Origin of the sequence: Psychrobacter immobilis, from assembly GCF_904846185.1 — a bacterium.
Taxonomy (GTDB): domain Bacteria; phylum Pseudomonadota; class Gammaproteobacteria; order Pseudomonadales; family Moraxellaceae; genus Psychrobacter; species Psychrobacter immobilis_B.
In genome coordinates, this window is record NZ_CAJGZQ010000004.1 from 153919 (window position 1) to 167078 (window position 13160).

Consider the following 13160-nt stretch of genomic DNA (forward strand, 5'->3'; position numbering starts at 1 on the left):
AGGCATAATAAAGGCTCTGATTTTAAGTTTACAGTTATTCACTGAAATCAAACGACTGTTATTTTTCCACTTTTATGCTTATCCCAAGCCCTATAGTAGTAGACAAGGAAGCTTATCATGACGACTTGTATCACAGGCACCGGCCTGTATATTCCGCCTTATAGCATCAGTAATGAAGAGCTAGTAGATTCATTTAATAAGTATGTTGAGAATTATAATGCAAAGCATGCTGACGAGATAGCAGCAGGAACTTTGACTGCCCTAGAGCCTTCTTCAGCGGCCTTTATCGAAAAAGTATCTGGTATCAAATCACGTTATGTGATGGAAAAGGATGGTATTTTAGATCCTGAAATCATGGCACCAGTGATTCCTTATCGTCATTTAGGTGAAGAGCTGTCTATCATGGCAGAAATGGGTACTGCGGCTTTGAAAGACGCGCTAGCAGATGCAGGTCTTGAGGCGAATGACCTAGATGGTATCATTCTTGCCTGTTCAAACTTTCAGCGTACTTATCCTGCGGTCGCTATCGAGATTCAAAATGCAATCGGTATGATTGGTGGTTTTGCTTATGATATGAACGTCGCTTGTAGTGCCGCGACTTTTGGTCTATCGCAAGCACACGGCTCTATCGTTTCTGGTCTGGCTAAGCGCATCGCTGTGGTCAACGTTGAGATTACCTCAGCGCATCTAAACTGGCGTAACCGTGACAGCCACTTTATCTTTGGCGATGTTGCAACAGCATCTATCATCGAAGAGCTAGACACGCCAAAAGGTTATGAGATTCTTAACTCTAAGCTATTTACCCAGTTTTCGACCAATATCAAAAACGAATACGGCTTTATGGATCGCTCAGAGTTCTTAGCGGCACAGACTGAGATGTATCCAGATATTAAAGAGCCAGTCACCGACAAGCTATTCTTACAAAATGGTCGAAAAGTGTTCCGTGAAGTCTGTCCAAAGGTTTCAGAGGTCATCACTGAGCATTTGCAAGAAAATGATATCGCAACGTCTGACGTTAAAATGATGTGGCTGCACCAAGCCAACGCCAATATGTTGGATTTAATCCTACGTACTGTGATTGGTAAAGAAGCAGATAAAGCGATTGTGCCAAGTGTCATTGCTGAATTTGCTAACACCAGTTCAGCCAGTCCGATGATTGTTTTCCATCGCTATAAAGATGAGCTGGCATCAGGTGATTTGGGTGTTATCTGTTCATTTGGTGCTGGTTACTCTATCGGTTCAGTGTTGGTGCGTAAGGTTTAATTTTTAAAGTAAAATCTGTTACTAGGTCGTGTCCTCAATTCAATCGATTATTGTCTAAATGGGCTAAAAATGGCTAAATTTTGCCAAACGTCGTCAAATAACTAGGTAATATCTTGATATTATCTGCGCTATTTTCCTTGTTTGACTGCAACTTATCTCACTTTTATCACCATTTTTAAACTGAAGACACGCCCTAATAAAAAATAGCTAAGAGCAATCTTAGCTATTTTTTTTGTCTGTTATTTTTGTTATGAGCATTTAATTACATTATTTAAGCAATATATTATTCAGGAATGAGGCGCTATTTGAGAATATAACGGGAAGAATGCTTAGAATATCGACAAGAATGCTTAGAGGTTTTAATTTACCCTGAAAAATTTGCTATAATCACGGTCTTATTCCTCTCATCCAATTAAAAGTCCATTTATGAAAGAATCCTTACGCCTGCGTTTAGACCAGATGGTAGACCGTTATGAAGAGGTCACCGCCTTATTATCAGATCCTAGTATCATCAGCGATAATAATAAATTCCGTGAATTGTCTGTCGAGCACAGCGACTTGATGGATATCACCACTTTATGGCAGAACTATGTGCGTGCAGAAACGGATCAGGCTGATGCAGAGGCTATGCTGGCTGATGCTTCAGATCCTGACATGAAAGAGATGATGATCGATGAGATTGATAACGCCCGCGAGACCATCGTAGAGATGGAAGAGGCGCTCAATGTCATGATGCTACCAAAAGATCCAAATGATAAAGTGCCTGCTTTCTTGGAAATTCGAGCGGGTACAGGTGGTGATGAAGCCGCGATTTTCTCTGGTGACTTGTTTCGAATGTACCAAAAATACGCGCAGACACAAGGCTGGACAGTGGAAGTGCTGTCTGCAAGTGAAGGCGAGCATGGCGGTTATAAAGAAATCATCACTCGCGTATCAGGCAACAGCGTGTATGGGCGCTTAAAGTTTGAATCAGGCGTACACCGTGTGCAGCGTGTGCCTGAAACCGAAAGCCAAGGTCGTGTGCATACCTCAGCTTGTACCGTGGCGGTGATGCCTGAGGTTGAGATTGATGATACAGTAGATCTAAATCCAGCCGATATCCGCTTTGATACCTTCCGTTCAAGTGGTGCGGGTGGTCAGCACGTTAACACCACTGACTCAGCCGTACGTTTGACCCACATTCCAACGGGTACCGTGGTAGAGTGTCAGCAAGAGCGTAGCCAGCACAAAAACCGTGCGCAAGCGATGAAAATGCTGATTTCAAAGATCCAGCAAGTCAAAGTACAGGCGCAAGTTGATGCAGCAGATACCATACGCCGTGATTTGGTGGGTAGTGGCGATCGCTCAGAACGCATTCGCACTTATAATTTCCCACAAGGTCGCATGACCGATCACCGTATCAACCTGACGTTATACAAGCTTGATGCCATTATGGAAGGCGACTTGGATGAGATTCTTGATGCACTGTTGCGTGAGCATCAGGCTGATTTGATGGCCAGTATCGGCGGTGGTGATTAGTAACCATCAGGATATTAATGACTAGAGGCTCAATAGCTGGTCGTGAATCCATTAATTCATAAAAGCGTGACACTGTCTAGATGACAGTGTCTGTTTGTTTATAGCTGTTTTTTTATGGCTATCGACTATGATAATAAGTATAGATTTAATTTTGCAGTTTTCGTTTATTCCATTTAATTATCTAATATATATTGAGAGTGTTATGTCAAAGCACAACAATCAGAACCAAGACCAAACCCCAGTTGTAGAAGACGCTAACGAGCTAATTGCTCAGCTGCAAGCCAAGCTAGACGATATCACTGCTTCAGGCAAACAGCCGTATCCAAATACGTTTAAACGTACTGATTATGCGCAAGATTTGCAAACCGCTTTTGACGGCGTCTCAAAACAAGAAATTGAAGAAAAAGCGGCGAATGGCGAAAAAACACAGGTCAACGTGGCAGGTCGCGTCATGCTGAACCGTGGTGCCTTTATTGTTATTCAAGACATGACGGGTCGCATTCAGTTATATGTTGCACGCAAAGAGTTGGACCCAGAGACGTTAGCGACCATTAAATCACTAGATTTGGGTGATATTGTTGGCGTATCAGGCTATATCGGTCGCTCAGGCAAAGGCGATTTATATGTGCATATCGAAGAGTTTCAGTTATTGACTAAAGCGCTACGTCCGATGCCAAACAAGTTCCATGGTTTAGCTGATGTCGAAGCTCGCTATCGTAATCGTCATCTTGATTTGATGACCAATGAGACGACTCGTGATACCTTTATGATTCGCAGTCAAGTCATTAGCGGCATTCGCAAGTTTATGTTAAATGAGCGCTTCATGGAAGTTGAGACGCCGATGATGCATCCTATCCCAGGTGGTGCGGTGGCACGTCCATTTGTGACGCATCATAACGCTCTAGATATGCCTTTATATCTGCGTATCGCACCTGAGCTTTACTTGAAGCGCTTAGTCGTTGGTGGTTTTGAAAGAGTGTTCGAGATTAACCGCAGCTTCCGTAACGAAGGTGTATCAACTCGCCATAATCCTGAATTTACCATGATTGAGTTTTATCAAGCGTATGCTGATTATCATGACTTGATGGATTTGACCGAACGCTTATTTAATGAATTGGCGATGGATATTTTGGGCACGACTGAGATTACTTATCAAGAAGAAGCCATCAGTCTAAAAGCGCCATTTATACGTTTGTCTATGTCTGATGCAATTGCAAAATATGCCGAAAACTTCGATATGGCACGTATCAATGACCGTGAATATCTGGCAGAGTACGCCTCGACCACCCTTAAACAGCAAGTGAAAGAGGTGTTTGGTGTGGGCAAACTACAGACCATTATCTTTGAAGAAACCGCTGAACACCAATTGCGTCAGCCAACGTTCATCACTGAATATCCAGCGGAAACGTCACCACTGGCACGCCGTAGTGATGACAATCCTGAAATCACCGATCGTTTTGAGCTATTCATCGGGGGTCGTGAACTGGCAAACGGCTTTAGCGAGCTTAATGATCCTGCTGATCAGGCAGAACGCTTCCGTGGACAAGTCGCTGAAAAAGACGCTGGCGATGATGAAGCGATGCATTTTGATGAAGAATACATCGAAGCGCTGTCTTATGGCTTACCACCAACTGCAGGCGAAGGTATCGGCATTGACCGTTTAGTGATGTTGTTTACCGATTCTGCCAGTATTCGTGATGTGATTTTGTTCCCGCATATGCGCCGCAAATTAGAAAGCTAGAACTGGTTTACTTGCCATAAATCCATGCTGGGACTAAACTGAACATAAGAAAGCTCTTTTGCTTTCAATGGAATGGTCCCAGATTCTTTATGAGACCTCATTTATAGGGATATCATGGATACTCAGCACGAGTCACCCTCACTTTGGCAACAAATGATTCAACAAAGTTTCTTATCTTTGTATGAGTTACCAGCAGATAAAACAACCAATCCTAAGCAGTTTCAAGGTTATGATTTCGTTTTTGAGTTTTCTGGCGCTATCATTTATTTGATCGTCAATGATGTGGTGATGCAAGCGAGTAGGCAAAAAGTAGACAGCGCTCAAGTTCGTGAGTGGAGAAAAGAAGTCGTCAACCAACTAATTAAGCGTCACGCTCAGCTTTATCTAAAAAACGATAAGTCGATGGCAGAAAGTAATACCTCGACAGCTGGTAAGGATGTTTATTTCATTGGTTTGACGTCATTGTCTGTTACCCATCAAGATGACAAACTACAAGCATCCTCGCATACGGTTGATTATGAATATGGTAGTCAGTTTTTTGCTGAAGACTGTGTTTTAGATCTGGATGATGAGCAGAGTGTCTTACAGGTATTTAGCCATCAAAACTTTGTCGATATCATCAGCCAATTGGTTACGCCAAGCGATTTGTCCGCATTTTTAGACTTTCATCGCAGCCAGCTGACAGGGTTTGAGTCATTCCAAGACGAGTCGACATTACTTATCCAGTTTTTACAGTCGCCTGACTTTCATCAAAGAGCGATTAGGGTGCAAGAGCAATTGATTGACAATCAGTTGATCGATCAGATTGAGCAACGCTTGCTCAAAGCTACAGAACCAGATCAGGCAGTCTTTGCCAAAGCACTCATGGCTGAGATTCAGAAAAATACTCGGATGTGGTACAAGCTGTTTAATAGTTTGATCAAACATTATTATGAGGCAGGTCAACCCCTACCAAAAAAGCCGGTTGATATTTTGGTCGATGAATCAATGTATACTTACGCTTGTTTGGTTGAAAAAATCTTAGCCTACAAAACGATGGATCAAGACTCTCGCTGGAATGGTTATGTTTGTCATGAGCACTCTTATCACGTGTTTGGACGCCATTATCTGATGGTTTTCTATGCGCAAGATGATAATAGTTCGCTGAGTGCTGATAAGGTGCGCACGTCTCAACAAGACTTGTTGTTGGAGCTCAATGCTCAAATGCAGGATCCAGTGATGGATGATTTGTTTTTGATTGGCGTGGAGTTTAGACCTTGCGATGATAGCGTCAATACAGAGGTGCATTTGGATGCCTTTTATCAAAAAGGCTCAGTGATTGACGCTAATACTCAGCGCTTATACGAACGTTTAGCACAACTTCAAGCGCAGTTATAATCTAAACCTAATATAGCCTACTGGTTTGACACTCCATCTATATCTGTATTATTTACATTGGCATTCATTATGACGCAGCAATATCAAGTTTTAGCGCGCAAATACCGTCCCAAAAACTTTCACGAGTTAATTGGGCAAACGCATGTTTCTCAAGCATTGATTAATGCGATTGATTATAATCGCCTGCATCATGCTTACCTCTTTACGGGCACACGCGGTGTGGGTAAGACCACGATTGCGCGTATCTTATCTAAATGTTTGAACTGCGATATGGGCATCACCAGTACGCCTTGCGGTGTGTGTGATAACTGCGTGGCCATCGATCAAGGGCGATTTATCGATCTTATCGAGATTGATGCGGCATCCCGTACCAAAGTAGAAGACACACGTGAATTGCTGGATAATGTACCGTATGCGCCAAGTCAGGGGCGTTATAAAGTATACCTGATTGATGAAGTACATATGTTGTCCACACACAGTTTTAATGCGCTTCTTAAAACTTTGGAAGAACCCCCTGAGCATGTAAAATTCTTACTTGCCACGACTGATCCGCAAAAATTGCCGATTACCATTATTTCGCGTTGTTTGCAGTTTGTACTACGTCCGCTACCGCAAACTTTACTTAGCGAGCATTTGGCAAATGTTCTTACCCAAGAGCAGGTAGGCTATACGCAACCTGCGCTCTGGCAATTGGCGAGCGCCGCCAAAGGCTCGGTACGTGATGCGTTGTCATTGACCGATCAGGCCATTGCTTTTGGTCAAGGCGCGCTCGATGATGTCACTGTAAACGCTATGCTTGGCTTAATTGATGCGGCTGATCTGGTCAGTTTAATTACTGATATCTATAACCATGACAAATCTGCTGTCGCGGCTCATATAGAACAAATGCGTGCGCAAATGGTTGATGCGACGAGTATGTTTGATGGTCTTACTGAATTACTGCATCAATTAGCGTTGACTCAGCTGTTGCCTGAAGTGGCATTAAATGTAAATGAGTCACAGGCGCAAGATATTAACACGCTTGCGCAGCATATGAGTCCAGATGTTCTGCAACTGTATTATGAGATTGTCGTGCAAGCACGTGAAGGTGTTAAGCTTGCGAGCACACCAATGCAAGCGCTGGAAATGTGCATTTTACGCCTGCTGGCATTTCGTCCGTTGCCAGTCGATGAGATATTAAATCATACTTATGCTGGCTCTGTAGCACATGAAGTACCAGCTATAGAAGATGGGACATTTACACGTTCTACACAGTCATCGAATAGCCAATCGGCTTCTGCACCGCCATTACAGTCTTATGGCGTTGATTATCAAGCACGAGATAATGATGATTTACAAGTCAAAACCTATAACAATTTTGAGCCAAGTTTGGCTCAAAATGATGAGCAAAATCATGATGTATTAGTTACTAGCCCTGAACCAGTTGTTGAGCCTGAACCCGTTATTGAGCCTGAACCCGTTATTGAGCCTGAACCCGTTATTGAGCCTGAACCCGTTATTGAGCCTGAACCAGTTGTTGAGCCTGAACCCGTTATTGAGCCTGAACCCGTTATTGAGCCTGAACCCGTTATTGAGCCTGAACCCGTTATTGAGCCTGAACCCGTTATTGAGCCTGAACCCGTTATTGAGCCTGAACCCGTTATTGAGCCTGATGCAAATAATTCTCAGTTAACAACGCAACTTGATGATCCTCGTACTTTGCTGCGTTGCTTACCGCAAGAACTACTAGGTGAGTGGACACCAGAAAAATGGGATTATTGGCTACAAACGGCTCGTGAAGCGGAGATATTGGCTCAAGACGAATTGGCACTTGCGCGTCAAGGCATGATGATGGGCTTATGTAATGGCAAGGCAATATTTATAACAAGTGTAGATAGTCGGCATTTACAAACCACTTTTCAGCAATTGGCGGCTAAACTGCAACAGCAGTTCACCCAAGCAGAAATTGACTTACAAATCGATGGTAGTGTCATGCAAGCAGAGGATAAGACGCCTGAGCGTCGCCAACAAAAGCGCTTGGTGCAAGCCAAAACGGTTGCAGAAGCAAGACTGCTTGCTACGCCTGTGATGCAGTATTTGAATAAACGCGGTGAAGGAAAAATGGGTAAGGTTCAGTTGTATTAAACAGTCAGAAAAACTGTTGTTAAAATTATTTAAAAGTCTATATAGTTATTAAAGACAACTTTCATATAAAATATCAAGGCGATGTTGTACTATCGCCTTGATATTTTTGTTTTTATTGCAGATTAAATGGGCTTTTTTAAACAAGAGAGAAATATTTAGTAACGATAAGATAAATTAAGATTCGTTATAATGGTTAAGTTATATTAAAAACTGAAATGAAGTTTAGGTGAGAATATGTTGGATAATTTACGCGGTATGGCTGTGTTCGCCAGTGTGGTTGGACATGGCTCTTTTAGTGGCTCTGCTCGTGAGCTTGGCATTACAACCAGTGCAGTCAGTCAGCAAATCCGCTCATTAGAAAATGAGCTGGGCGTCGTGCTATTACACCGCTCAACTCGTAAGCTGAGCTTAACAGAAGCTGGCGAAAGCTTTTATGAAGCCGCAAAGGATGTGGTAAGTGCTGCTGAACAAGGGCGGATTAAGGTCAATCAGTTGCGTGATGAGTTGGCAGGCAGCTTACGAGTGGCGACAACACCAGAGCTTGGTGTTAATCACATCTTGCCAGCACTCTCTACGTGGATGGCGGCACATGATGATCTTAGCATTACCTATCTGGCAGACAACCACTATATTGACATGATTGAGGAGCGGATCGATATTGCGATTCGTATGAGTCCATCGATTAATGACTCGAGCCTCAGCAGTCATCCATTGACCGATGTGCGCCAAATGTTGGTTGCGTCACCGCAGTACCTACGCCAACATACCAAACTGCAGACGCCTAAAGATTTGGCTGACCATCAGCTGATTTGTATTGAAATCATGAAAGATGCCAATCAAATTGATCTCATTCAGACAGAAACGGGTAAAAAAACGCGCACGAAAATGAATTCACGCATTTATACCAATAATGTTTTTATGGCGACCACCTTGGCGAAAGAAGGTCATGGCTTGGTTAGAATGATGGAAATGGACATCAAAAAAGAGCTTGAAAATGGTGATTTGGTCGAAGTGTTGACCGGTTATCAATTACCAAGTTTTGTACTATATGCTGTCACCTTAAACCGTGATCAACAGCCAGCCAAAATCACTCGCTGTTTAGAGGTGTTAAAAAAGTACTTCCATGCCAATTAGGTGACGTTTGAATAACGCACCGTAGAGAGGAGTTTAAAGCCTCCAAAAGCAAAAAGCCTATAGACATATTATCTATAGGCTTTTTTAGTGTTAGCGTTTAGTGTGACCAATCATTTAAAATGATGGTTTTAGCAAGTCAATCAAACGCTCAGCCACTTGTGTGCTCTCATCGCGGCTCATATTAAGCGGCGGTAGCAAGCGCACAACATGCCCACCAGTGACATTGATGATTAGCTTTTGTTCATCACGCGCACGATCAACCAACTGACTACAGTCCATGTCTTCAGGCAAAGCGATACCAATCATCATACCTGCACCACGACTGCTGACGCCATATTGTCCTAGTGTATCGACCAGCGTCTCACGAATAAACAGCCCTTCGGTTACGGCATTGGTCATGATATCACTGTTAGCCAATACGTCATATACGCTATGTACTATACGACTGGCTAGCGGCGTTCCGCCATAAGTAGAGCCATGACTACCAGCACCAAACAGGCCATTAGCGCGGCCACGTACCATACACGCGCCTACTGGAAAACCGTTACCCAAGCCCTTAGCTGTCGTCAATACATCAGGACGCGCATTACTATGTTGATAAGCGAAGTATTTACCCGTACGGCCATTACCTGTTTGCACTTCATCCAGCATAAATAACCAGTTATGGGCTTCACACTCTGCTTGTAGTTCTTCAAGATACGTAAATCCGTTAGCAGCAGTATTTAAACCCCCTTCACCTTGAATAGGCTCTACAAAGATGGCGCAAATTTCATCATGATCTTGCGCGGCTTGCTTAATCGCGGCAATATCGCCAAAGGGTACACGGATAAAGTCATCATCTAATGTGTAAAACCCTTCACGGGCTTTTGGGTTGGCGGTGGCTGACAATGATAATAAGGTACGACCATGGAATGACTGCTCCATAACGATGACTTTTGGGCGTTTAAAACCTTGCTGATAGGCATATAGACGCGCCAATTTGAGCGCCGCCTCGTTTGCTTCAGCACCACTATTGGCAAAGAACACACTGTCCATTTGGGCGGCTGTACATAGCACTTCACCCGCACGCTCTTGCCAGTCGATACCGAATAAGTTACTGGTATGTACTAAAGTCGCTGCTTGCTGCTGAATGGCGTCAGTCACTTGCGGGTGGCAATGCCCTAGACCGCATACGGCAATACCAGTCAGCGCATCTAAATAAGGCGTGTCATCTTTGGTATATAGCCAGCTGCCTGAACCGCGTGTAAAGCTGATTGGCTGACGGTTATAAGTGGGCATCAGATAAGTAGCAGACATATAAAACATCCTTAAGATGATAAATTAGTTAAAAGAGAAGGTGTTGATTATAGCTCGTCAGAAAAAGGCGTGGTTTCTGCAGGCAAGGTATAGTCTTCATTTGCCCATGCACCTAAGTCGATAAGTTTGCATTGACTGCTACAAAACGGCTTGTATTTATTATCTTGCCATGCTGTTTTAGTGCCACAACGTGGGCAAGGATAGGTTTTAGGAGAGGTGTGGGGGGTAGATTCAGTCATGATAAGGGTGGGAGTATCCTCAATTTATTTGTATGATGAACGTCATTAGCGAGCGGCAGTCGGTAATTGTATGTATTTTCATCTCGTATGCGCTTGATAGACTACGATAGCGCGTTACTCGCTGTCGCTATATTACTATTGAAGTGGATTGGCTATATAATAGCATGCGCCCGAATAATGGCAAAAGACAAATACTTTAAGGATAGTAGATGAGCGATAATATTGAGCTTACACATCAGCAACAGCGAGCATTTCAACCAGAAAAGCTTTCAGCACCACGTGATTTTATTATGCCAAATATCATTCATGACAATAAAAGCGCTGTTCCTTTAATATTAGAAATTGGTGCAGGGAAGGGTAAGCATGCGCTTGGTTTCGCCGCAAAAAATACCGATAAGCATCTGATTGCAATTGAACGTACGCGCAATAAGTTTGACGCTTTTGCCAAACTGGCAGTGCTACAAGATTCACCGAATTTAACTGCCATTCATGCTGATGCGATCGCATGGATTGTGCATGCCATTAAACCCAATAGTGTCAGTAAAATCTTCATACTGTACCCCAATCCTGAACAGCATAATCCCAACCAGCAATGGCTAAACATGCCTTTCTTCGAGTTTCTATTGTCACGCTTGCAAGTAGGTGGAGAGGTGGTACTAGTAACCAACATCGAAGCCTATATCAATAATGCAGAGCAGCAAGCAACGGAGATATGGTCGTTGCCTAATAAGCGCTATCAAGTCGCTGATGACAGTCAGCGCACGCATTTTGAAATAAAATATTTAGCCCGTGGAGAGGTATGCTGGGAGCTTAATATGCGTAAGCCGGAGGGTTATAAAACTAGGTTTGATGAGTGGCAGGCTGATACTGTGAATCAGGTTAAATAACCTAAGTAATAAATCGAAATAAATCTTGCCGATAATAAGTGCTAATTTATAATATATAAAATAGCCTAAGCAAATAAAATGCTAAAAAATAAAACCGCCACAAAAAGGCTGTTCAAAAATTACTTGCTATTCAAAAAAAAATTTCTTCAATCAAAACTATAAATAAGGTTTTACTAAAGTATCCGAGTCAGTATAAGCGTCAAGCACCGTCAAAAAGGTATAAGCACCAATAAATTTTCGACTAATAAACATAAATTCTTTTGGTGGCAAGTTAAACTCAAAAGACTGCATCGCTTTTGTGGCTTGTGTTGAGAGACGAGAGTGGAGTTTGCTGTTCGCCCAAATATAACGGTCGTCCTTATCTAGACAATCGCTAGGAATATCAGGATTGGTCGCTGGATCACTAAACGGTTCGGTTGCCAATAAAAATAGTGACGCCATGTCAGAGCGTACTTTATCACTCATACTATCAAAGAAGTCATAACCCGTCATCGCAAGCATCATTGCCTGATGGTCATGGCGGTAACCAGCTTTTAGTAAGCCATGCGCAATGGTCAAAAGGTTGTTATCAAATTGACGAATAGCACCAAAATCTAATAATACTAATTTATCGATATCGCCTTCATTTTCACTGACACGAACCAAATAATTACCAAAGTTGGGGTCTGTCTGCATTTCACCCCACACAAAAATCTCTTGCATCATGATTTCGATGGCTGCCTGACCAATAGCGTTACGACGCTCATGAGGTAATAATTGTAATGCCTCAGAAACTACGGTAATACCTGGCTCATAAGACATGCAGAGTAGGCGCTTTTTGGAATAAGTACGATTAATCTTGGGAATTATGTAACGCGGATCATTACTCAGACGGTCATAAAACCGTTCTGTCGTCGCGGCTTCAGCTTCGTAGTCCACTTCATGATGGAGTAGGTCACGTATCTCTTCGAACCAAGCATCGAGCGAACGGGTCTGCGGAACGATATTACTTACTCTTAATAGTTGCTTAAATAAAGCAAGATCTGAGTTGATTGCATCAGCAACACCTGGATACTGAATTTTTAATACAACTTGCTCACCAGTTGCAATCACGGTGGCTCGATGAACTTGCGCGAGCGACGCAGTACCTATAGGAACCGTATCGACATCTAATTCATGTAGTTTTTCGCCCAATAATTGCTGCAGGGTTTGTTGCATGGTTGGCCATGATAACGTAGCGGTATCGTCATTGAGCGTTTGCAAGGCACGGGTGATTTCTGGTGGTAAAATATGTTCGCCATAAATCGCTAGCATTTGACCAATTTTGACGACCGAACCTTTTAGCTTACCTAGCTCTTCTGCGAGGTAGTTCGCTTGGGCTTCCATAAATACTTGGTTACGTGCTGTACGAGCTTCTTTATTTAAGAACATGCCAGACACACTATTACCCGCCCAGCGGCGACCAATATTTAAGGAAGTTTTGGCAATCGACATTCGTCTATCAAACCCTGAGGTTTTTAAGTTATCGATGGATTGCTTGGTGCTAGAAGGTTTAGACGTATCATTTGCCATAAATATAATCATTCATCCAGTTGGTATTGA

Annotated in this window: 10 protein-coding genes; 7 read left to right on the forward strand and 3 right to left on the reverse strand. The window is 42.9% G+C overall.

Annotation, left to right across the window (positions count from 1 at the left end; all coding sequences use genetic code 11):
* The first annotated feature begins 117 nt into the window (after nucleotides 1–117).
* The 6 genes from JMW94_RS03495 (at nucleotide 118) to JMW94_RS03520 (ending at nucleotide 9157) form a co-directional block, all read left to right on the forward strand.
* A complete protein-coding gene (locus JMW94_RS03495; RefSeq protein ID WP_045447442.1) occupies nucleotides 118–1263 on the forward strand; it encodes a beta-ketoacyl-ACP synthase III in 1146 nt (381 codons plus the stop codon).
* A 426-nt stretch (nucleotides 1264–1689) separates the two neighbouring features.
* Nucleotides 1690–2781: a peptide chain release factor 1 gene (gene prfA / locus JMW94_RS03500; protein WP_060491084.1), complete on the forward strand. Its 1092-nt coding sequence runs from the start codon at nucleotides 1690–1692 to the stop codon at nucleotides 2779–2781.
* Between the two features lie 202 nt (nucleotides 2782–2983).
* Entirely contained in the window at nucleotides 2984–4522 is a 1539-nt protein-coding gene (gene lysS / locus JMW94_RS03505) for a lysine--tRNA ligase (RefSeq protein WP_201601229.1), read from the forward strand.
* A 114-nt stretch (nucleotides 4523–4636) separates the two neighbouring features.
* Nucleotides 4637–5899: a hypothetical protein gene (locus tag JMW94_RS03510; protein WP_201601232.1), complete on the forward strand. Its 1263-nt coding sequence runs from the start codon at nucleotides 4637–4639 to the stop codon at nucleotides 5897–5899.
* A 69-nt stretch (nucleotides 5900–5968) separates the two neighbouring features.
* Entirely contained in the window at nucleotides 5969–8023 is a 2055-nt protein-coding gene (gene dnaX / locus JMW94_RS03515; RefSeq protein WP_201601235.1) for a DNA polymerase III subunit gamma/tau, read from the forward strand.
* 234 nt (nucleotides 8024–8257) lie between these two features.
* The gene (locus JMW94_RS03520) at nucleotides 8258–9157 is read left to right on the forward strand and encodes a LysR family transcriptional regulator (protein ID WP_201601238.1); all 900 of its coding nucleotides are present in this window, start codon (nucleotides 8258–8260) and stop codon (nucleotides 9155–9157) included.
* 114 nt (nucleotides 9158–9271) lie between these two features.
* On the opposite strand, the gene JMW94_RS03525 is transcribed toward JMW94_RS03520, so the two are convergent.
* Together JMW94_RS03525 and JMW94_RS03530 are read right to left on the reverse strand one after the other, a co-directional pair.
* Nucleotides 9272–10453, reverse strand: coding sequence for an aspartate aminotransferase family protein (locus JMW94_RS03525; RefSeq protein WP_201601241.1), 1182 nt, complete (start codon nucleotides 10451–10453; stop codon nucleotides 9272–9274).
* Between the two features lie 47 nt (nucleotides 10454–10500).
* Nucleotides 10501–10692 (reverse strand): DNA gyrase inhibitor YacG, encoded by a 192-nt coding sequence (locus tag JMW94_RS03530; protein WP_045453002.1) that lies wholly within the window; start codon nucleotides 10690–10692, stop codon nucleotides 10501–10503.
* A 209-nt stretch (nucleotides 10693–10901) separates the two neighbouring features.
* Here JMW94_RS03530 and JMW94_RS03535 point away from each other — a divergent pair, with 209 nt between their 5' ends.
* Complete coding sequence (locus JMW94_RS03535) at nucleotides 10902–11579, forward strand: SAM-dependent methyltransferase (protein ID WP_201601244.1); 678 nt, start codon at nucleotides 10902–10904, stop codon at nucleotides 11577–11579.
* 156 nt (nucleotides 11580–11735) lie between these two features.
* Here the strand turns inward: JMW94_RS03535 and JMW94_RS03540 are convergent, their stop codons facing one another.
* Nucleotides 11736–13130, reverse strand: coding sequence for an ABC1 kinase family protein (locus JMW94_RS03540; protein ID WP_201601247.1), 1395 nt, complete (start codon nucleotides 13128–13130; stop codon nucleotides 11736–11738).
* Nucleotides 13131–13160: the final 30 nt, after the last annotated feature.